At 69.5% G+C, this 21,002-nt stretch carries 20 protein-coding genes; 14 read left to right on the forward strand and 6 right to left on the reverse strand.

The window, feature by feature from the left end; genetic code table 11:
• Positions 1 to 19 precede the first annotated feature (19 nt).
• The 5 genes from ACSBPG_RS13445 to ACSBPG_RS13465 all read right to left on the reverse strand — a co-directional run bounded on the left by ACSBPG_RS13445 (position 20) and on the right by ACSBPG_RS13465 (position 4,516).
• Positions 20 to 919 carry a LysR family transcriptional regulator gene (locus ACSBPG_RS13445; protein WP_435537681.1) on the reverse strand — a complete coding sequence of 300 codons (900 nt, stop codon included), beginning with the start codon at positions 917 to 919 and terminating at the stop codon, positions 20 to 22.
• A gap of 150 nt (positions 920 to 1,069) precedes the next feature.
• Positions 1,070 to 1,366: a HypC/HybG/HupF family hydrogenase formation chaperone gene (locus ACSBPG_RS13450; RefSeq protein ID WP_435537682.1), complete on the reverse strand. Its 297-nt coding sequence runs from the start codon at positions 1,364 to 1,366 to the stop codon at positions 1,070 to 1,072.
• 38 nt (positions 1,367 to 1,404) lie between these two features.
• Complete coding sequence (gene hypA, locus ACSBPG_RS13455) at positions 1,405 to 1,746, reverse strand: hydrogenase maturation nickel metallochaperone HypA (protein WP_435537683.1); 342 nt, start codon at positions 1,744 to 1,746, stop codon at positions 1,405 to 1,407.
• A 93-nt stretch (positions 1,747 to 1,839) separates the two neighbouring features.
• The gene (gene fdhF, locus ACSBPG_RS13460; RefSeq protein WP_435537684.1) at positions 1,840 to 4,011 is read right to left on the reverse strand and encodes a formate dehydrogenase subunit alpha; all 2,172 of its coding nucleotides are present in this window, start codon (positions 4,009 to 4,011) and stop codon (positions 1,840 to 1,842) included.
• Positions 4,012 to 4,039: 28 nt separating this feature from the next.
• Complete coding sequence (locus ACSBPG_RS13465; RefSeq protein ID WP_435537685.1) at positions 4,040 to 4,516, reverse strand: 4Fe-4S dicluster domain-containing protein; 477 nt, start codon at positions 4,514 to 4,516, stop codon at positions 4,040 to 4,042.
• Positions 4,517 to 5,335: 819 nt separating this feature from the next.
• Here ACSBPG_RS13465 and ACSBPG_RS13470 point away from each other — a divergent pair.
• The 13 genes from ACSBPG_RS13470 to moaA all read left to right on the forward strand — a co-directional run bounded on the left by ACSBPG_RS13470 (position 5,336) and on the right by moaA (position 18,572).
• Entirely contained in the window at positions 5,336 to 5,836 is a 501-nt protein-coding gene (locus ACSBPG_RS13470) for a 4Fe-4S dicluster domain-containing protein (protein WP_435537686.1), read from the forward strand.
• On the forward strand, positions 5,833 to 7,869 hold the full coding sequence (hyfB, locus tag ACSBPG_RS13475; RefSeq protein WP_435537687.1) for a hydrogenase 4 subunit B: 2,037 nt from the start codon (positions 5,833 to 5,835) through the stop codon (positions 7,867 to 7,869). Before ACSBPG_RS13470 ends, hyfB begins: the two co-directional genes overlap by 4 nt.
• Before the next feature lie 12 nt (positions 7,870 to 7,881).
• Positions 7,882 to 8,820, forward strand: coding sequence for a respiratory chain complex I subunit 1 family protein (locus ACSBPG_RS13480; RefSeq protein WP_435537688.1), 939 nt, complete (start codon positions 7,882 to 7,884; stop codon positions 8,818 to 8,820).
• A gap of 19 nt (positions 8,821 to 8,839) precedes the next feature.
• On the forward strand, positions 8,840 to 10,303 hold the full coding sequence (locus ACSBPG_RS13485; protein WP_435537689.1) for a hydrogenase 4 subunit D: 1,464 nt from the start codon (positions 8,840 to 8,842) through the stop codon (positions 10,301 to 10,303).
• Between the two features lie 12 nt (positions 10,304 to 10,315).
• Positions 10,316 to 10,969, forward strand: coding sequence for a hydrogenase 4 membrane subunit (gene hyfE / locus ACSBPG_RS13490; RefSeq protein WP_435537690.1), 654 nt, complete (start codon positions 10,316 to 10,318; stop codon positions 10,967 to 10,969).
• Positions 10,970 to 10,974: 5 nt separating this feature from the next.
• Positions 10,975 to 12,570 (forward strand): hydrogenase 4 subunit F, encoded by a 1,596-nt coding sequence (locus tag ACSBPG_RS13495; protein ID WP_435537691.1) that lies wholly within the window; start codon positions 10,975 to 10,977, stop codon positions 12,568 to 12,570.
• Positions 12,567 to 14,282: an NADH-quinone oxidoreductase subunit C gene (locus ACSBPG_RS13500; protein ID WP_435537692.1), complete on the forward strand. Its 1,716-nt coding sequence runs from the start codon at positions 12,567 to 12,569 to the stop codon at positions 14,280 to 14,282. Before ACSBPG_RS13495 ends, ACSBPG_RS13500 begins: the two co-directional genes overlap by 4 nt.
• 12 nt (positions 14,283 to 14,294) lie before the next feature.
• A complete protein-coding gene (locus tag ACSBPG_RS13505; RefSeq protein ID WP_435537693.1) occupies positions 14,295 to 14,843 on the forward strand; it encodes a formate hydrogenlyase complex iron-sulfur subunit in 549 nt (182 codons plus the stop codon).
• A complete protein-coding gene (locus ACSBPG_RS13510; RefSeq protein ID WP_435537694.1) occupies positions 14,840 to 15,631 on the forward strand; it encodes an NADH-quinone oxidoreductase subunit B family protein in 792 nt (263 codons plus the stop codon). Before ACSBPG_RS13505 ends, ACSBPG_RS13510 begins: the two co-directional genes overlap by 4 nt.
• The gene (locus ACSBPG_RS13515; RefSeq protein WP_435537695.1) at positions 15,628 to 16,035 is read left to right on the forward strand and encodes a formate hydrogenlyase maturation HycH family protein; all 408 of its coding nucleotides are present in this window, start codon (positions 15,628 to 15,630) and stop codon (positions 16,033 to 16,035) included. The genes ACSBPG_RS13510 and ACSBPG_RS13515 overlap by 4 nt, the downstream gene beginning before the upstream one ends.
• Positions 16,032 to 16,490: a hydrogenase maturation peptidase HycI gene (gene hycI, locus ACSBPG_RS13520; protein ID WP_435537696.1), complete on the forward strand. Its 459-nt coding sequence runs from the start codon at positions 16,032 to 16,034 to the stop codon at positions 16,488 to 16,490. The genes ACSBPG_RS13515 and hycI overlap by 4 nt, the downstream gene beginning before the upstream one ends.
• Positions 16,491 to 16,554: 64 nt before the next feature.
• Positions 16,555 to 17,466 carry a formate/nitrite transporter family protein gene (locus ACSBPG_RS13525; RefSeq protein ID WP_435537697.1) on the forward strand — a complete coding sequence of 304 codons (912 nt, stop codon included), beginning with the start codon at positions 16,555 to 16,557 and terminating at the stop codon, positions 17,464 to 17,466.
• An 80-nt stretch (positions 17,467 to 17,546) separates the two neighbouring features.
• Positions 17,547 to 18,572 (forward strand): GTP 3',8-cyclase MoaA, encoded by a 1,026-nt coding sequence (gene moaA, locus ACSBPG_RS13530; protein ID WP_435537698.1) that lies wholly within the window; start codon positions 17,547 to 17,549, stop codon positions 18,570 to 18,572.
• A gap of 26 nt (positions 18,573 to 18,598) precedes the next feature.
• Here moaA and fdhD read toward each other — a convergent pair whose 3' ends face one another.
• A complete protein-coding gene (gene fdhD, locus ACSBPG_RS13535; protein WP_435537699.1) occupies positions 18,599 to 19,432 on the reverse strand; it encodes a formate dehydrogenase accessory sulfurtransferase FdhD in 834 nt (277 codons plus the stop codon).
• A 392-nt stretch (positions 19,433 to 19,824) separates the two neighbouring features.
• Between fdhD and ACSBPG_RS13540 the strand changes: the two genes are divergently transcribed.
• Complete coding sequence (locus ACSBPG_RS13540; RefSeq protein ID WP_435537700.1) at positions 19,825 to 20,928, forward strand: glycerol dehydrogenase; 1,104 nt, start codon at positions 19,825 to 19,827, stop codon at positions 20,926 to 20,928.
• Positions 20,929 to 21,002 lie beyond the last annotated feature (74 nt).

Raw genomic sequence — 21,002 nt, forward strand, 5'->3', positions numbered from 1 at the left:
GTCGTGCGAGCGGGGCCGTTCAGGCCATCGCGGCGAGCTGCGGCGCCAGGCGCCGGGCGTCGGCGATCAGCGCCGCCGTCAGCGGCGGCTGCGGGTCGCGCTTGGCGACCACCAGGCCGATCAGGGTGCTGACCTCGGGCGCGACGATCGGGATGGCCCGGATGGTCGGCGGCATCAGCAGAGAATCGGCCATGATCTTCGGCATGATCGTCGACCACATGCCGGTGATCAGGTGGGTCTCCAGCACGATGATCGAGTTGGACTCCAGCTTGGGTTCGGCGTTCACCCCGGCCTCGGCGAAGACGCGGTCGATGATCCGGCGGTTCTGCATGTCCTGGGTGAGCAGGCACAGGGGCTGGTCGGCGACCTCGTCCCACGTCACCGTGTCGCGGGCGCCCAGCGGGGAGGTCACCGAGGTGACGAGATGGTAGCGCTCGCGGTAGAGCGGGACCTCGTCGACCCGGCCGAGGGGTTCGTTGTCGAGATAGGTGATGCCGGCGTCGGCCTGCAGGTTCTCCAGCCGCGACAGGATCTCGGTCGAGCTGTGCGAGGCGATCGACAGCTTGATGCCGGGATGCAGCGACCAGAAGGCCGCGGTCAGGCGCGACACCAGCGGCAGCGCCGTCGGCACGGCGGTGATCCGCAGGCTGCCGGTCAGGCCGCGCTTCATGGTCTCGATGTCGGCGTGCATCGCCTGGTAGTCGCCGACGATGCGGCGCGCCCATTCCAGCACCCGTTCGCCCTCGGCGGTGAAGCCGATGAAGCGGGCGCCGCGGTCGACCAGCGGCACGCCGAGCAGCGCTTCGAGCTGCTTGATCGCCGCCGACAGGTTCGGTTGCGAGACGCCGCAGACCTGGGCCGCCCGCCCGAAATGCTTCTCCTTCGAGAGGGCGATCAGAAATTCCAGCTTTTCCTGCATGGGCCCAGCTCTCAGCCACGGCTTACGTCATTGAAACCCATAGCACGCACGGGGTGAAAGCGGGAATGGGACCATCCGTCCCGCCTAGGCCGTCCGGCTCGAGCGGGATCGCTCCAGGTGGACTCACCTGGAGCGATCCCGCTCGAGGCGTCAGGCGTCGTCATCCGCATCGCCATCGCCGGTGCGCAGATCGCCGGTACCGCCGTCCTCGCCGTCCATGGCGGCGAACACGGCGAGGCGCGACCGGGCGTCCGCCTCGTCCAGCAGCGACAGGATGAAGCCGGCATGGACGACCGCCCAACGGCCGAGCAGCGCCGAGGCGTCGCCGCCGGGCGGGGCGACCAGGGCGGCGCTGACCTCGTCGCGGCCGTGGCGCCCCTGCACGGCCACCGACGGCGCGCGCGGGTCGGTCACGGCGACGATCTGGACCGGCAGGGCGATGCACATGGGGGCTCTCCTCGTTGGGCCGTTTAGGGGCGGGCCGCTCAGGCCACTTCCATCTCGATGAAGCGCAGGGAATCGCCGCCGGTCGGGTCGAGGCGCAGGCCCTGGCAGACCGGGCAGGCGGCCAGGCGCGAGTCGACCTCCACGGCGGCGCCGCAGTCCAGGCAGACCGCCCGGCCCGGCGGTTCGTCGATCTCCAGGACGGCACCCTGCATGAAGGTGTCGCGGCTGATCACGTCGAAGGCGAAGCGCAGCGAGTCGGGCTCCAGGCAGCCGAAGCGGCCGACCTCCACGCGGACGCGCACCACCCGGTGGAACGCGCGGGCGGCGCGCTCCTCGGCGATCCGGTCGAGCAGGGCCTGGCAGATGGTCAGTTCATGCATGGCACGCATCCCAAGGGGGGCGCGACGGAAACGGCTGCCCCCGGGGAGAGGAGAGGGGCAGCCGCTCCGACGACCGTAACGAACAGCGTCGCGTCAGGCGTACTCCGGCACCTTGGCGACCGCCGTCGTCACGGCGTTGCTCAGTTTACCCTTCAGCGTCGCATACTCCTGCTGCACGTGGTTCTCCGCCCAGATCTGGTCGGCGATGGGCTCCACGCGGACGGCGCTGTACTTGTACTCCGGCGTCTTCGACGTCGGGTCGACGTGATGGACGGTCAGCTCGTTGCAGGCGCCGATCCACCACTGGTACGTCATGTACACCGCACCCTCGTTGGTGCGGTCGGTGACGTTGGCCCGCGTGATGACCTTGCCGCGCCGGGACGCGACCCAGACCAGCTCCTGGTCCTTGATGCCCAGCTTGCGGGCGTCCTTGGGATTGATCGTCACGTAGCCCGGCTCGTCGGCGAGCGTCTGCAGGGCGGCGCAGTTGCCGGTCATCGAGCGGCAGGAATAGTGGCCGACCTCGCGCACCGTGCACAGGATCATCGGGAACCGCTCGTCCACCTGATCCACCGGCGGCTTCCATTCGGCGGCGAACAGCAGCCCCTTGCCGCCCGGGCGCTGGAAGACGTTGCCCTCGTAGAGATACCGGGAGCCCGGCGAGTCGAGGTCGCGGCACGGCCACTGCACGTAGCCCAGCCCTTCCATCTTCTCGTAGGTGGCGCCGTAGTAGAGCGGGCAGAGCTCGCGCAGCTCGTCCCAGATCTGCCTGGTGCTCTCGTACTTCATGGGATAGCCCATCGCCGTGGCGATCAGGCTGATGATCTCCCAGTCGTGCTTGACGTCGCCCTTGGCGTCCACCGCCTTGCTGAAGCGCTGGAAGCCGCGGTCGGCCGAGCTGAAGACGCCCTCGTGCTCGCCCCACGACGTCGCCGGCAGGATCAGGTCGGCGAACATCGCCGTCTTGGTCATGAAGATGTCCTGGACGATGATGAAGTCCAGGGCCTCGAAGCCCTTGCGCACCGTCGCCAGGTCGGGCTCGGTCTGCGCCGGGTCCTCGCCCATGATGTAGAAGGCCTTGAGCTTGCCGGTCTCGGCCATGTGCGGCACGTCGGTCAGGCTCAGGCCGACCTTTTCGGGCAGGCTCGGCACGCTCCACGCCTTGGCGAACTTGGCGCGGATCTTGGCGTCGGTCACGCTCTGGTAGCCGGGGAAGACGTTGGGCAGCACGCCCATGTCGCAGCTTCCCTGGACGTTGTTCTGGCCGCGCACCGGGCCGACGCCGACGTTCGGGCGCCCCAGGTTGCCGGTCAGCAGCGCCAGGCCCGACAGGCCCTTCACCACCTCGACGCCCTGGCCCCACTGGGTGACGCCCATGCCCCACAGGATGGTGGCGGTGGGAGCGGCGGCGTAGATGCGCATGGCCTCGCGGATGTCGGCGGCGGCCAGGCCGGTGATCGACTCGACGTACTCCGGCGTGTACTTGGCGACGATCGCCTTGTATTCGTCGAAGCCCTCGGTGTGGTTGGCGACGTACTCCTTGCTGTACAGCCCCTCGGTGATCAGGACGTTGGCGAAGGCGTTGACCAGCGCCATGTTCGAGCCGTTCTTCAACGGCAGGTACAGGTCGGCGAGCCGCGCCGTCTCGATCTTGCGCGGATCGCAGACGATGATCTTGGCGCCGCGCTCCTTGGCCTTGATGATGCGCCGGGCGATCACCGGGTGGCTGTCGGCGACGTTGTAGCCGAACACCAGGATGCACTTGGTGTCCTCGATCTCGCCGATCGAGTTGCTCATGGCGCCGTTGCCCAGCGTCTGCATCAGGCCGGCCACCGACGGGGCGTGGCAGACGCGGGCGCAGTTGTCGACGTTGTTGGTGCCGATCACCGCGCGGGCGAACTTCTGCATGACGAAGTTGGTCTCGTTGCCGGTGCCGCGCGACGAGCCGGTCATCATGATCGAGTCGGGGCCGTGCTTCGCCTTGATCTCGGACAGCCGCTTGGCGGCGTAGGCGATCGCCTCGTCCCAGGACACCGCCTCGAAGGCGGCGTCGCGGCTGCGCCGCAGCATCGGGTTGCGCAGGCGCGGCGTCAGGATCTTCGTGTCGTTGATGAAGTCGTAGCCGAAATAGCCCTTCAGGCAGAGCTCGCCCTGGTTGGTGACGCCGTTCAACGGCTCGGCACCCACCACCTTGCCGCCCTCGACCAGGAGGTTGAGCTTGCACCCCGTCCCGCAGTACGGGCAGACAGCCATATGCTTTTCCATGTCTCCACCTCGTTGTCCAAACGGGGAATCAGACCGCGATCTCGGCGGCTTCGAGGGCGGCGCGCTCGCGGCGCAGCGCCAGGGTCTGCGTCACCGCGGCGCGGTCCATGACGTAGAGGGCCTTGGTCGGGCAGGTCTCGACGCAGGCCGGGCCGCCGTCGCGGCCGACGCACAGGTCGCACTTGTGGGCCTGCGCCTTGACGCCGAGACTCATCTTGATGCCGGCGACCTGCTTGACGGCCGTCACGGTCACCACGTCCATGGCGCCGAACGGGCAGGCCATCATGCAGCTCTTGCAGCCCAGGCAGCGCTCCTGGTCGACCTGCACGCTGTTCTGCCGGTAGCCGATGGCGTGACTCGGGCAGGCGTTGACGCAGGGCGCGTCCTCGCAGTGGTGGCACATCACCGGGGTGCTGACGGTCGCCGTCTTGACCACCTTGAGGCGCGGCGTGAAGCTGCTGCTCGACAGCCCCTCGACGCCCGCGTCCTGGGAATGGGCAAGCACACAGGCGATCTCGCAAGTGCGGCAGCCGATGCATTTGCTCGGGTTTGCTGCAACGAATCTGTTCATTCCTGTCGTCCTTGTTTGAAGATGTCGCCGGTCGGCGGACGGATTGCTGTCTCGGGCGGTCGTTCCCTCCTTCCTGGCGCGCCCGGACGTCGGTCCCGATCCGCGAAGGACCGCGCCGGCCGCCGGCCGCCTCCGCTCTCCTTCGCATGACGCGGAGCGGGCCGGCCGGCCCGGGACGTCCGGAGCGCGGCCGGCGCCGTTCCGCCGTGGATGGCCGTGCCTGGCCGGTTCCGATCGATTTCGCTTATGCCCCGATCCGCTGAAGTAATCAAACTCGATCAGAGATCCGTATCGTTCAATTGCTCATGTCGATTGAAGGATATGGAGAAGCGGCCTCAGTCGTTTTGGCGATTAGCTCGGTCACCATTCGCCAGAACCATATGCCAATCTTTTTTTGCTGTCCAGTTGACAAGCGTATGTCGGTCGGCATAATTTCAACACCAGCCGACAGGTCCGGCTATCCCGAACATAGAAGACAAGAATCAATAGACTTTACTGGATCATTTTGTCGCACCGCTTGGATCTCCAGGCGGCAAAGCTCTGTTGTGTCCACGTATATTCAATGTTTATTGATCGATAAAGATTGCTTATCGGCTTAAAGCCGGCGGATTTGCGGTGTTTCGGCCGTTACGACACTTCCGCCCGTGCATCCGGAGGTCTGGAATGAACCGCTTCGTTATCGCTGAACCAAGGAAGTGCATCGGCTGCAACACCTGCATGGCCGCATGCACCGACGCGCACAGAAGGGAGGGGATGCAGGCGCATCCGCGGCTGACCGTCACGCGGACGGCGGACGGCACCGCGCCCGTCCTCTGTCACCACTGCGAGGACGCGCCGTGCGCCCGGGTCTGCCCGGTCGACGCCATCACCCATGCCGGTGGCGCCATCGTGCTCGACGAGAAGACCTGCATCGGCTGCAAGATGTGCGCGCTCGCCTGCCCGTTCGGTGCCATCACGCCGAGCGGCACCGGCATCGCCGGGGTCGCCGGCATCCGCACCGCGACGCCGACCCATTCGGCGGCGCTCGACCCGCTGCTGGCGTGGGAGACCGGGGTGCGCAGCGTCGCCGTGAAGTGCGACCTCTGCGAGTCCACCGGGGCCGGCCCGGCCTGCGTGCGGGTCTGCCCGACCAACGCCCTCTTCACCGTCGACAACGCCGCCGTCGGGCGGGCCAACGCCGCCAAGCGCGCGTTCTCGGCCGCCGCCGGCGGCGTGGATTTGCCGCTCGCCTCACTGGAGGGGCAGAACCCATGACCGCGCTCTATCTCCTCATCCTGTCGCTGCTGCTTTCGACAGGCGGCGGCGTCGTCAGCCTCCTCCTCAAGACCTGGGAGGGCGGCGAGACCCTCGAGACCGGCATCACCAACGCGATCGGCGCCGCCGCGGCGCTCGCCGGCCTGGCGGCCGGCCTGTCGGCGCTGGGCGGGCCGCCGCAGGTGCTCGACCTGGCCGGCCCCTATCCCTTCGCCCATTTCGTCCTGCGCCTCGACCCGCTGGCCGGCCTGATGGTCTCGGTCATCGCGCTGCTGTCGCTGGTCGCCTGGGTCTACGGGGTGGCCTACGTGCGCGAGTACGCCGGGCGCGGCACCGCCGCGATGGGCTTCTTCATGCACGCCTTCATCGCCTCGATGATGCTCGTGGTGGTGGCCGACAACGCCTTCTGGTTCCTCATCTTCTTCGAGATGATGTCGCTCGCCTCCTACTTCCTCGTCATCTTCGACCAGGACGAGGAGGCGGTGAACGCCGGCTTCCTCTACTTCCTCGTGGCGCACGCCGGCTCGGTCCTCATCATGGCCGCCTTCTTCATCATGGCGAACCAGGCCGGCAGCTTCGACTTCGCGGCGTTCCGCACGGCGCGCGTCCCGGCACCCCTCGACACCGTCGTCTTCCTGCTCGCCTTCCTCGGCTTCGGCGCCAAGGCCGGCATGATCCCGCTGCACATCTGGCTGCCGCGCGCCCACCCCGCGGCGCCGTCGCACGCCTCGTCGCTGATGTCGGGGGTGATGATCAAGATCGGCGTGTTCGGCATCGTCAAGGTCGGCCTCGACCTGCTCGGCCCCGGCGAGACCGCGGGGCTGCTGTGGTGGGGCCTGCTGGTCCTGCTGTCCGGCGCCGTCTCCTCGGTGCTGGGCGTGATCTACGCGCTGGCCGAGCACGACATCAAGAAGCTGCTGGCCTACCACAGCGTGGAGAACATCGGCATCATCCTGCTGGGCGTCGGCGTCGCCATGATCGGCACGGCGCTGGACCAGCCGGTGGTGGCGGCGCTCGGCCTGATGGCCGGCCTCTACCATCTGGTGAACCACGCGGTCTTCAAGGGCCTGCTGTTCCTGTGCGCCGGCTCCGCCATCTACCGCATGCACACCAAGGACATGGAGGAGATGGGCGGACTCGCCCGGACGATGCCCTGGACGGCGCTGTCCTTCCTGATCGGCGCCCTGGCGATCTCCGCCATCCCGCCCCTCAACGGCTTCGTGTCGGAGTGGTACACCTACCAGGCGCTGTTCGCCGCGGCGCTCGACGGCACGCCGCTGGTCAAGTTCGCCACGCCGATCGCCGCGGTCATGCTGGCGCTGACCGGCGCGCTCGCCGTCATGTGCTTCGTCAAGGCCTACGGCGTCATGTTCGCCGGGGCGCCGCGCAGCCGCCACGCCGCGGAGACCCGCGAGGTGCCGCTGCCCATGGTGGTCGGCATGGCCGTGCTGGCGCTGGCCTGCGTCGGGCTCGGCCTGCTGGCCCCGGTGGTGGCGCCGGTGATCGGCGCGGTGGCCGCCGCCACCCTCGGCACCGCCCCCATCACCGTCGCCGACGGCGCCGTGCTGCTGCCCGGCAACCCGGAGCAGGCGGCCCTGTCGACTCCGCTGATCGCCATCCTCCTGCTCGCCCTGGCCGCCCTGCCGGTCGTCATCACCACCGTGTTCGCGCGCGGCCGGCTGGTGGCGCGCCGCGCCGAGGCGCCGTGGGCCGCCGGCTATCTGCCCGACCGCCACATGGCGGCCACCGCCGGCAGCTTCGCCCAGCCGATCCGCATGTTCTTCGCCCCGCTCTACAGCGTGCGCAAGGCGATCGCCGGGCGCTGGGACGGCGTGACCATCGGCTTCGACCGCGTCGTCGCCTTCGCCCGGCACAGCGAGCCGGCGGTCGACCGCTCCGTCATCGCCCCGATCGCCCGCGGCGTCGACGCCACCGGCAAGTGGATGCAGGGCATCCAGGGCGGCGACTTCCGGATCTACTGCCTCTACATCGTCGCCGCGCTGATCGCGCTGCTCGCCCTGGCCGTGCGATAGGAGGGCTCCCCCGTGTTGACCTTCTCCCATCTCCTGCTCGCCGTCTTCCAAGCGCTCGCGCTGCTGGCGGCGGCCCCCCTGGTCTCCGGCCTGGCGCGCAAGGTGCGGGCACGGATGCACACCCGGCACGGCCCCGACCTGTTCCAGGACTACCGCGACCTCGCCAAGCTCCTGAAACGGCAGGACGTGCGCCCGCCGAACGCCGGTGCCGCGTTCCGCGTCATGCCGGCGGTCATGCTGACCACCATGCTGGTCATCGCCATGGGCATCCCCATGCTGACCCGCTTCACCCCGCTGGCCGCCATCGGCGACCTGATCACCGTCATCTACCTGTTCGCGCTGGCCCGCTTCTTCTTCTCGCTGTCGGGCATCGACAGCGGCAGCTCGTTCTCCGGCATCGGCGCCAGCCGCGAGCTGACCATGGGCGTCCTGGTCGAGCCGGTGATGGTGCTCTCGCTGTTCGTCGCCGCCCTGCTGGCCGGCTCGACCAACCTGGGCGCCATCGGCGCCGCCATCGCCGGCGGCACCGTGCACTCGATGACCGCCACCATCGTCGCCGCCCTGTCCTTCGCCTTCGCCGTCTACGTCGAGCTGGGCAAGCTGCCCTACGACATGGCCGAGGCCGAGCAGGAGCTGCAGGAAGGGCCGCTGACCGAGTACTCCGGCCCGTCGCTGGCCCTCATCAAGCTGGCCATGTCGCTGAAGCAGACGGTCGTCGTGGCCTGGTTCATCGGCGTCTTCCTGCCCTTCGGCAGCGCTCCGGAGATGACCGTCCTCGGCCTGCTGGTCGGCCTGGTCGCCTTCGTCGTCAAGGTCCTGGCGATCTTCCTGGTCGTCGGCGTCATCGAGAACTCCGTGGCCCGCACCCGCTTCCGCCTGACCCCCCAGCACAGCTGGGTGGGCGTGGGCGCCGCCTCGCTGGCCTTCGTCTTCTACTTGGTCGGCCTGTGAGCCGTGCAGGGGTAGCATCATGACAACCCTCCCCACAGACGCACTCAGCCTGCTGGCCCTGGCGGCGATCCTCGTTCCCATGGCGGGAGCGGTGGCGATCGCCGCGGCCCCGCCGCACCTGGCCAAATGGCTGTGCCAAGCCTTCGCCGCCGCCACCCTGGCGGTGATGGGCATCCTCACCATGACCTTCTCCGCCGCCGGCAAGGTCGGCGTCACCCACGACCTCATCCGCTTCGCCGACGTCTCCATCTTCGGCCTGACGGTGGACAGCGTCAGCGTGCTGATCGCGCTGGCGGTGATCGCCATCGGCCTGCTGGTGGCGGTCTATTCGGCGGCCTACCTCAACGCCGGCAACCGCGAGCACCCGGACCCCGGACGGCGCCGCTTCTACGCCTTCCTCCTGGTGTTCATCGGCGCCATGACCGGGCTCGTCTTCAGCTCGACCATCACCGGCCAGCTCGCCTTCTTCGAGCTCACCGGCGCCTGCTCCTGGGCGCTGATCGGCTACTACGAGTCGCCCAAGGCCCTGCGCTCGGCCGCCAAGGCGCTGCTGATCACCCACATCGCCTCGCTCGGCCTCTACGTCGGCGCGGCGGTCCTGTTCCTGTCCACCGGCACCTTCGCGCTCTCGGCCATCTCCGCCCTCGGGCCGACGGCCAAGACGGTGGTGCTGCTGGCCATCCTGGTGGCCGCCTGGGGCAAGTCGGCGCAGCTTCCCTTCCACATGTGGCTGCCCGACGCCATGGAGGCGCCGACCCCGGTCAGCGCCTACCTGCACGCGGCGTCCATGGTCAAGGTCGGCGTCTACATCTTCGCCCGCGGCCTGATGTCGGCCGGCGGCGCCCCGGAGATCGTCGGCTACGTCGGCGCCGTGATGGCGGTGGTCACCCTGGTCTTCGGCTTCTTCATGTATCTGCCGCAGGTCGACCTGAAGCGCCTGCTCGCCTACTCCACCATCACCCAGCTCGCCTACATCCTGCTGGCGCTGTCGCTGTCGGTCTTCGGCTCCGACCTCGCCTTCAAGGGCGCCATCGCCCACATCTTCAACCACGCCTTCGCCAAGACCCTGTTCTTCCTGGTCGCCGGTGCGCTCAGCTACACCGCCGGCACGCGCCTGCTGCCGTCGCTGCGCGGCATCGTCACCAAGTCGCCGCTGCTCGGCGTCGCCTTCGTGGCGGCGGCGCTCGCCATCACCGGCGTGCCCCCCTTCAACGGCTTCTTCAGCAAGTTCGCCATCTTCGCCGGCGGCTTCGAGGTCGGCGCCGGGCACGGGCTGCTGATGGTGCTGGTGGTGGTGGCGCTCGCCGAATCGATCGGCGCCTTCGCCTGGTTCCTGAAGTGGCTCGGCCACTCCGTCCCCGGTAAGCCGTCGGCCACCATGGCCGCGGCGGCGCCGCTGCCCGCCGGCATGCGGTTCGTCCTGGTGGCCCTGGTGATCATGACGGTGTGGTCCAGCGCCATCGCCGCCTCGTGGCTCGGCTGAGGAGAAACGGTCATGAACGGGTTCCTCATCGTCAACGGCCTCTCGGGCCTGCTGATCGTCACCTCGCTCCTGGTGATCCTCGCCGGGAAGCCGGTCAACTCGGCGCGGCTCTACGCCGTCCAGTCCTTCGTGCTGGTGCTGCTGTTCGTGGCGCTGGCCGGGGCCACCGACTCCAGCGAGCTCTACCTGTGGTCGGCCTCGGCGCTGCTGACCAAGGTCGTGCTGGTGCCGGTCATCATGTACAGCGCCTTCCGCCGCCTCGTCGATCCGGCGGTCGGCACCGGTGCGGTCATGCCGGCGGCCCTGTCGGTGGTCGCCGCCGCGGCCATCGTCGTGCTGTGCTTCTTCGTCGTCCAGGGCGTGGCCCTGCCGGCGGCCGAGGCCATCAAGCCGGCGCTGGCGGTCTCGCTGGCGCTCTTCTTCCTCGGGCTGGGCTGCATCGTCGCCCAGCGCAACATCCTCAAGCAGGTGTTCGGCTACTGCCTGATGGAGAACGGCTCCCACCTGACCCTGGCGCTGCTGGCGGCCAAGGCGCCGGAGCTGGTCGAGGTCGGCATCGCCACCGACGCGATCTTCGCCGTCGTCGTCATGGCGGCACTCGCCTCGCGGATCTTCGGCACGCTGCACACGCTCGACGCCCGCACCCTCACGACCCTGAAGGGATGACCGCCATGGTGTCCTCAATCCTGCCACCGCTGCTTCTCAGCGGTCCCCTGGCGGCAGCGGCGTACATGCTGATGGTGCCGTCCCGCCAGGTCACCACCACCCTCGTCGAACGGGTCCATCTCGCCTCCGTCGGCTTCGTGCTGGTGCTGGCGCTCGCCATCGTCGGCGTCGTCATCGCCGGCGACCCGCTCTCGGCGATGGGGGAGTGGCTGTTCGTCGACTCCCTCGGCGCCATCTTCGTCATGCTGATCGGCGTCGTCGGCGGCCTCACCGGCTACTACTCGCTCGGCTACATCCGCCACGACCTGGAGACCGGCGAACTCGACGCCGCCAAGGCCAAGGCCTACTACGGCTTCTTCAGCCTGTTCCTGTTCACCATGCTGCTGGCGGTCACCGCCAACAACATCATCCTGATGTGGGTGGCGATCGAGGCGACCACGCTCGGCTCGGCCTTCCTGGTCGGCCTCTACGGCCGCAAGTCGTCCCTGGAGGCGGCGTGGAAGTACGTCATCATCTGCACGGTCGGCGTCGCCTTCGGCCTCTACGGCACGGTGCTGGTCTACGCCAACGCCAGCGACGTGCTGGCCGACCCGCACCAGGCGGTGCTGTGGACGGCGCTGGCCGCCCACGCCGCCGAGCTCGACCCGATGCTGGTCAAGCTGGCCTTCGTCTTCGCGCTGATCGGCTTCGGCACCAAGGCCGGCATCTTCCCCATGCACGCCTGGCTGCCCGACGCCCACTCCGAGGCGCCGAGCCCGGTGTCGGGCCTGCTGTCGGGCGTGCTGCTGAAGTGCGCGCTGCTCGTCATCATCCGCTACTACATCGTCACCGTCGGCACCGTCGGCCCCGACTTCCCGCAGACCCTGCTGCTGATCGTCGGCACCCTGTCGGTCGGCGTGGCGGCGCTGCTCTTCCTGGTGCAGCAGGACCTCAAGCGCAAGCTCGCCTATTCCAGCATCGAGCACGTCGGCCTGATCGTGCTGGGGCTCGGCATCGGCGGCCCGCTGGGCATCGGGGCGGCGCTCCTGCACGCGGTCAACCACAGCCTGACCAAGTCCCTGCTGTTCTGCGCGTCCGGCAACGTGCTGATGAAGTTCGGCACCCGCGACCTGCGGGCGGTGAAGGGCATCCTGCGGGTGGCGCCGGCGACCGGCCTGCTGATCATGGGCGGCGCCCTGGCGCTCGCCGGGTTCCCGCCCTTCAACATGTTCGTCAGCGAGTTCCTGGTGTTCACCGCCGGCATCAACGAGGGGCACCTCTGGCTGATGCTGGTGGTCGCGCTCTTCGTGACGATAACCATCGCCGCCCTGATCTCGATCATCGCCGACTCCGTGCTCGGCAAGAATGCTGAGGCCACGCCGAAGGGCGACGTCGGCTGGCCGGTGCTGGCGCCGATGGCGGTCCTCTTCGTCCTCGTCCTCACCATGGGCTTCGCGGTTCCCCGCCCGGTTTCGCAGATGATCGAACAAGCCACCACCATCGTCCTCAACGGCGACACGCGCCCGGTGATCGCCGCCCCCTGGCAGCGGATCGACGCCGTCGACGGCAAGGCCGTCGCCAGCGCCGCCGACCTTCCCTCGCACACGGAGGCCACCCCATGAACGCCCTCGCTCCGGAGCGGGTCGGCAGCGGCTACATCGCCGCGGTGCGCGACAGCCTGCCCCACGCCATCCTCGACGAGGCCTGGCAGACCGACCGCCAGGTGACCATCACCGTCAAGCCGGACTCGCTGCCCGACGTCGTCGCGCTGCTCTACTACGGCCACAACGGCTGGCTGTCGGTGGTGGTCGGCAACGACGAACGCCCGCTCAACGGCGCCTTCGCCGTCTACTACGTCCTGTCCATGGAAGGGGCGGACAAGTGCCACGTGGTGGTGCGCACCGCGGTGCCCGCCGACACGCTGGAATACCCGTCGGTCACCCCGCGGGTGCCGGCGGCCGTGTGGGGCGAGCGCGAGGTGCGCGACATGTTCGGCCTGCGCCCGGTCGGCCTGCCCGACGAGCGCCGGCTGGTGCTGCCCGACGACTGGCCCGACAACCTGTTCCCGCTGCGCAAGGACTCCATGGACTACCGGCTGCGGCCGGCGCCGACCACCGAGACCGAGACCTACCCCTTCGTCAACGACAGCCCGGTCGAGACGACGGTGGTGCCGCTGGGGCCGCTGCACATCACCTCCGACGAGCCCGGGCACTTCCGCCTCTTCGTCGACGGCGAGGACATCATCGACGCCGACTACCGCATGTTCTACGTGCACCGCGGCATGGAGAAGGTGGCCGAGACCCGCATGGGCTACAACGAGGTCACCTTCCTCGCCGACCGGGTCTGCGGCATCTGCGGCTACGCCCATTCCGTCGCCTACACCAGCTCGGTGGAGAACGCGCTCGGCATCACCGCGCCGCCGCGCGCCCAGGCCATCCGCTCGATCCTGCTGGAGGTGGAGCGGATGCACAGCCACCTGCTCAACCTCGGGCTGGTCTGCCACTTCGTCGGCTTCGACAGCGGCTTCATGCAGTTCTTCCGGGTGCGCGAGAAGGCCATGGTGCTGGCCGAGCTGCTGACCGGGGCGCGCAAGACCTACGCCATCAACCTGATCGGCGGCGTGCGCCGCGACATCCTGGGCGAGCAGCAGGCCAAGACCCGCGAGCTGATCGCCGAACTGCGCGACGACGTCACCCGGCTGGTCGAGGTGCTGCTGTCCACCGCCAACGTCAGCGGCCGCGTCAAGGGGGTGGGGCGGCTCGATCCCAAGATCGCCCGCGACTACAGCCCGGTGGGGCCGGTGGTGCGGGGCAGCGGCCACCGCCGCGACACCCGCGCCGACCATGCCTTCGCCGGCTATTCGCTGATCGACATGCCGGTCCACGTCGAGGACGGCTGCGACGTCCTCTCGCGCACCCTGATCCGCGTCGCCGAGTTCTTCGACAGCCTGACCATCGTCGAGCGGCTGCTCGACCTGGCGCCGGGCGGGCCGGTGCTGACGGAGACCTTCACCTACCAGCCCCACAAGTTCGCCCTCGGCTTCACCGAGGCGCCGCGGGGCGAGGACATCCACTGGTCGATGACCGGCGACAACCAGAAGCTCTACCGCTGGCGCTGCCGGGCCTCGACCTACAACAACTGGCCGGTGCTGCGCTACATGCTGCGCGGCAACACGGTGTCCGACGCCCCGCTGATCGTCGGCAGCATCGACCCCTGCTACTCCTGCACCGACCGCGTCACCGTGGTCGACGTCCGCAAGGCGCGTTCCAAGACCATCGCCTACAAGGAGATGGAACGCTACTGCCGCGAACGCAAGGATTCACCGCTGAAGTAAGGCGAGGCTCCAATGCTCAAGCTTCTCAAGGAAGTCTTCCGCACCGGTGAAGCCACGGTGAAGTATCCTTTCGCACCGTACGAGGTGTGCAAGGATTTTCGCGGCAAGCCGGAACACACGGCAGAGAACTGCATCGCGTGCGCGGCCTGCACCGTCGCCTGTCCGCCCAACGCGATCGCGATGGACACGGACGTGACGGCCGGGACCCGCACCTGGTCGATCAACTACGGGCGCTGCATCTTCTGCGGCCGCTGCGAGGAATCCTGCCCGACCGGCGCCATCCGCCTGTCGACGGACTTCGAGCTGGCGGTCGGCAGCAAGGAGGACCTGACCCGCAAGGCGGTCTTCACGCTGGCCGCGTGCGAATGCTGCGGCCGGCCCTTCGCGCCGGCCAAGGAGGTCGCCTACGTCGCCGCCCTGCTGACCCAGGCGGCCCGCACGACCGAGGAGGCGGAGCTGCAGCGCCAGCTCGTCGCCACCTGCCCCGACTGCAAGCGCAAGCACGATGTCGGCCAGATCGCCCGGATGGACATCGCCCGCACCATGGAGACGACGCCATGAAACTTCCGCTGACCGACCGCGGCCTGGTGCCGGAGATGCCGCACGTCTCCATCCCCGGCGAGATCGCCCGGATGAAGAGCACGCTTCTCAAGGACATCCAGCGCTCGGCCTACGTCTACCGGGTGGACTGCGGCGGCTGCAACGGCTGCGAGATCGAGATCTTCTCCTCGATCACGCCCGTGTTCGACGCCGAACGCTTCGGCATCAAGGTGGTGGCCTCGCCGCGCCACGCCGACATCCTGCTGTTCACCGGCGCCGTCACCCGGGCGATGCGGCCGCCGGCGCTGCGCGCCTACGAGGCTGCCCCCGACCCCAAGATCGTCGTGTCCTACGGCGCCTGCGGCTGCACCGGCGGCATCTTCCACGACCTCTATTGCGTGTGGGGCGGCACCGACCAGGTGGTCCCGGTGGACGTCTACATCCCCGGTTGCCCGCCGACCCCGGCGGCCACCATCCACGGCTTCGCCGTGGCGCTCGGCCTGCTGGAGCAGAAGCTGAAGGCCGAGACCCACGTCGAGGCCGAGGGCGAGGCGGCGGCCCTGCGCCATCCCGACCTTCCCTACGGGCTGCGGGTGCGGCTGGAGCGCGAGGCGCGGCGGATGGCCGGCTACCGCCAGGGCGGCGACCTGGTCGAGGAGTTCCTGGCGCTGCTCGAGCGGCCCGCCGGGAAGCCGCTGCCGCAGCGGGTCGCCGACTTCGTCGGCGCCCAGGCCGATCCGCGGCGCGCCGAGATCTTCGCCCGGCTGCAGGGGGTCGTCGACGAGGCGATCCGGGAGGCCGCGTCATGAGCGGCGACGTCATCTTCTACCAGCTCCACTCCAAGGTCCTGGAGCGCGCCGAGGACATTCCCGAGCAGGCCAAGCAGGTCGTCTACTATTCGCTGGCGATCGGCCACCACATCGGCGTCTTCGACTGCTTCAAGCCGAAGCTGAAGTGCTCCGGCGCGGTCTACGACCGGGTGCTCGAGACGCTGGCCGACGGCAGCGAGGCGCGGCGCAAGCTGGCCGGCCTGCTGCGCTTCGGCGAGATCATCGTCGATTCCACGCACACGCGGATGCTCAAGGAGGCGATCGCCGAGGCCCTGCCGGCCGCCGATCCGGAGGTGGCGGACTGGTTCGCCGGCCTGGAGGCCTCGCTCGACGCCATCCGGCGCGAGCCGGCGATCTACCTCATGGGGAGGCGCATGTCATGAGCGATCTCGTCTTCACCGTCGGCAACGTGCTGCGCGGCGACGACGGCGCCGGGCCGCTGCTGGCGCGGCTGCTGGAGGAGGCGCCGGCGCCGGGCTGGCTGGTCATCGACGGCGCCGACGTGCCGGAGAACCACACCCACCGCATCCGCACCCTGGCGCCGCGGCGGGTGGTGATCGTCGACGCCGCCGACATGGAGCTGCCGCCCGGCTCGGTGCGGCGCATCGACCAGGACTGCGTGGCCCAGCACTTCCTGCTGACCACCCACGCGATCCCGCTGAACTTCCTGATCGACAGCCTGAAGGAATCGGTGGAGGACATCCTGTTCCTCGGCATCCAGCCGGCCTCCACCGAGTTCTGGGAACCGGTCTCCGCACCGGTATCCGCCGCCGTCGCCGGTATCCACGACCGTTTGGTTCGAGGGGAGGGGGTGGACGACTACGAAGCGGTGGCCTGAACCACCGCCGCGGGCGCGAGCCCTGCGGCCCATCTGCAAACATCAGACATCGAGGAGCTCCGTCATGGCAACGGGTCCCAATCAAGACACGGTCGTCCTCGGCATGGAGGCCTATTCGCCCGCCGAGATCCAGGAGAAGGTCGAGAAGCTGGGGGTCAAGAAGGCGACCATGCCCTTCCTGCCGAGCTTCATGCTGTCGATCGTCGCCGGCGGCAGCATCGGCCTCGGCGGCATGTTCTTCCTCATCGTGCTGGCCGATCCGACGCTCTCCTTCGCCGTGCAGAAGGTGCTGGGCGGCGTCGTGTTCTCGCTCGGCCTGTCGCTGGTGATGATCGGCGGCGCCGAGCTGTTCACCGGCAACTGCCTGATCGTCATGGCCCGCGCCAACGGCCAGATCACCACCGCGCAGGTGCTGCGCAACTGGATCACCGTGTGGATCGGCAACGCCGTCGGCGCCATGGGGCTGGTGTTCTTGATCTTCATGTCCCATCACCCCGACCTCGGCAACGGCGCCATCGCCGGCGCGACCCTGAAGCTGGCGCTGGCCAAGACCGCCCCGGATTCGGTGACGATCTTCTTCAAGGGCATCATGTGCAACCTGTTGGTCTGCCTGGCGGTGTGGCTCGCCTACGCCGGCCGTTCGGTGGCCGACAAGATCCTCGCCATGACCCTGCCGGTCGCCGCCTTCGTCGCCGCCGGCTTCGAGCACTGCATCGCCAACCTCTACTTCCTGCCGCTGGCCCTGCTCCTCAAGTTCACCGGCCACGTGCCGGAGGGGATCGACGTCGCCGCGCTGACGGTGAACGGCGTGCTGCACAACCTGCTGTTCGCCACGCTGGGCAACATCGTCGGTGGCTCGGTGTTCGTCGGCGGCATCTACTGGCTGATCTACCGCAAGGGTCTGGGCGGGCTGCATCCGCTGCCCGAGCGGACCCCGGTGCAGGTCGTCGCGGCGAAGGCGGCGACCGGCCGCTGAGCCGCCGGGTTCGGCCGCGGCGGGGCCGGGCGTCCCGCCGCGGCCGAACCGGCAACCGTTCCGACTCCAGGACGACGACCATGAGAGACGACAGCGCGCCGGCTCCCGGCGGCACGGGCCTCGTCGACCGGTTCGGCCGGTCGATCGACTATCTCCGGGTGTCCGTCATCGACCGGTGCAATTACCGGTGCAGCTACTGCATGGGCGCGCGGATGCGCTTCCTGCCCAAGGCGGAGGTGCTCAGCCTGGCGGAGATCGACCGCATCTGCTCGGCCTTCGTCGACCGCGGGGTGCGCCGCCTGCGCCTGACCGGGGGCGAGCCCCTGGTCCGCAGGAACGTTCTGTCGCTGGTGCGCTCCCTGTCGCGGCACCTGCGCTCCGGGGCCCTCGACGAGATCACCCTGACCACCAACGGCTCGCTGCTGGCCCGCGACGCCGCGGCGCTGGCGGCGGCCGGCGTGCGCCGCATCAACGTGTCGCTGGACACGCTCGATCCCGAGCGGTTCGCGGCCCTGACCCGGCGCGGCGCCATCGCCGACGTGCTCGCCGGCATCGACGCGGCGCTGGCGTTCGGCATGCGCGTGAAGATCAACGCGGTGGTGCTGCGCGGGGTCAACGACGGCGAGATCGAGCGGCTGATGTGGTACGCCCACGCCCGCGACATGGACCTGGCGCTGATCGAGGCGATGCCGCTCGGCGCGGTCGAGACGGGACGGCGCGACGATTTCGTGCCGCTGTCGGAGGTCCGCGAGGCGCTGTCGCGGCGCTTCACCCTGGAGGACGTGGCCGACCGCACCTGCGGGCCGGCGCGCTACGTCCGGGTGCGGGAGACCGGCGGGCGGGTCGGCTTCGTGACGCCGATGAGCCACGGGTTCTGCGCCTCGTGCAACCGCCTGCGCCTGACCTGCACCGGCCAGCTCGCGCTGTGCCTGGGGCGCGAGGCCATGGTCGACCTGCGCGGCGCGGTGCGCGAGTCGGCCGACGACGGGCCGCTGCACCGGGCGATCGACCTGGCGCTGGCGCGCAAGCCGCGCGGCCACGCCTTCGCCCGGGCGACCGCGGATCGCCCCGCGGTCGGCCGCTTCATGAGCGCCACCGGCGGCTGACGGCCGCCGCCCGCCGCCGGTGCCGGTCAGAGCACCCGCGACGGCATGGAATAGAGGGTGAAGCGGCCGTCGCGGACGAAGGAGGCGACGCAGAGCTGCAGCGACCGCGCCACGTCGATGGCGAGCGCGGTCGGGGCGGACACGGTGGCGACGAGGGGGATGCCGGCGGCGGCGGTCTTATGAACCAGCTCGAACGAACAGCGGCTCGACAGGACGACGAACCCGGCGGCGGGATCGATGCCGGCGCGGGCGAGATGGCCGATCAGCTTGTCCAGGGCGTTGTGCCGCCCGACGTCCTCGCGCACCGCGACCAGGCGCCCGTCGGGGGTGGCGAAGCCGGCGGCGTGGACGCCGCCGACCCGGCGGTTGAGGCTCTGCCGCGCCGGCAGCGCGGCCATCGCCGTGCGGATGGCGTCGGCCGCGAAGCGGCGGTCGGAGCAAAGAGGGGACAGGGGACGCAGCGTTTCGGCGAAGCTGTCGGTGCCGCAGCGGCCGCAGCCGGAACCGCCCGCCATGTTGCGCCGGCGCTGCAGGGCCCGGGCGAGGCGGTCGACGGGCAGCGACATGCGCACGCGCACGCCCTCGCGCAGCCGTTCGACGCCGTCGACGGCGACCTCGTCCGCGGTGCCGGCGATCCCCTCGGTCAGGGAAAAGCCGACGGCAAAGTCCTCCAGATCGGTCGGCGTCGCCAGCATGACGGCGAAGGTGGTGCGCCCGTACTCCAGCGCCACGGGGACCTCCTCGACGACGCTGTCCTCCCGGCCGAGGGTTTCGTCGGCCGTGACGAGCAGGGCCGGAACGGAGCGCGCCCCGTCCGTCGAAACACTGCCCGGCCCGGTGCCGCAAACGACGCAATCCATGGCGCTGCCTGCCGAATTGATGTGCAATATAGGTATAGTATCATCGATGGATTCGTGGGTCAATCCACAAGTATATATCGGCAGGCTGACGCGCAAAAACTGCGGGACTTGGTGTTAACCTCTAAGTATTCTGGTGATGGTCCGACTGTTGCGTGGCGGCGCGACTCTCGCGCATGCGGCGCAAGGCGTGCGCCCTCGCGTGCGACTCTTTGCTGCAGGCCGGTCACCGGGGAACGGCTTTACAGGGGATGGCGCGGGGCCGATCCTGATCCGGGCCGCCCGCGTCAGCGCGGCACTCCGCTGCCGCATCTCTCCGGCCCTGCAAGCGGTCCGGACGAGCGCGATCCCGTAATCATGGGTGCATTTCTCTCCTCCTGAGAAAGAGGCCGGCAATGATTACAACCGCCATTTTCCCGGCGCGCTACGTCCAGGGTGACGGCGCCATCGACTCCCTCGGAGGCGAGGTGGGGCGGCTCGGGCGCAAGGCCCTGGTCGTCGTCGATCCGGCGACGCTGGCGTTCCTGCGCGCCCGTGTCGAGGCGTCGATGGCCGGGCATCTCCCCCTCGCCGTCGAGGCGTTCGGCGGCGAGTGCTGCGACGAGGAGATCGAGCGCCTGGTCGGCGTGGCGCTCGACGCCGGCGCCGACGTCGTCGTCGGGATCGGCGGCGGCAAGGCGCTGGACACCGCCAAGGCCGTCGCGCACACCATGCGCGTCCCGGTGGCCGTCGCCCCGACGCTCGCCTCCACCGATGCCCCGTGCAGCGCGCTGTCGGTGATCTACACCGCGCACGGCGCGTTCAAGCGCTACCTCGTGCTGCCGCGCAACCCGGACCTCGTGCTGGTGGACACCGGCATCATCGCCAAGGCTCCGGTGCGCTTCCTGGTGTCGGGCATGGGCGACGCGCTCTCCACTTGGTTCGAGGCGGAGGACTGCCGCATCAAGCGCGGCGGCAACATGACGGGACGGATGGGGCCGATGACCGCCTTCAGCCTCGCCCGGCTGTGCTACGACACCCTGCTGGAATACGGCGTGCTGGCGCGGACGGCGTGCGAGCAGGGCGTGGTCACCCCGGCCCTGGAGCGTGTGGTCGAGGCGAACACGCTGCTCTCCGGCCTCGGCTTCGAGAGCGGCGGGCTGGCCGCCGCCCACGCCATCCACAACGGCCTGACGATGCTGGAGGAGACCCACCGGTACTGGCACGGCGAGAAGGTCGCCATCGGCACTCTCGGCCTGCTGATGCTCACCGGCCGCCCCGCCGCCGTCATCGACGAGGTCTACGGCTTCTGCGAGGCGGTGGGCCTGCCGACGACCCTGGCCGAGATCGGGCTGGCCGGGGTGAGCGACGAGCGTCTCCTGAAGGCGGCCGAGGCCGCCTGCGTGCCCGGCGAGACCATCCACAACGAGCCCTACGAGGTGACGGCGCGGCACGTCCTGGCGGCGCTGAAGGCGGCCGACGCGGAGGGCCGCCGCCGCAAGGCGGCGCGGGTCGGCTGAGCCGCCGCAAGGCGGCGCGCGGCGACTGACGCGCCGCCGCCCCCGCCGCTCCGGACCCTTGTCGGACGCCGAGT

Origin of the sequence: Azospirillum sp. ST 5-10, assembly GCF_051225715.1 — a bacterium.
In the GTDB taxonomy this organism is placed as follows: Bacteria; Pseudomonadota; Alphaproteobacteria; order Azospirillales; family Azospirillaceae; genus Azospirillum.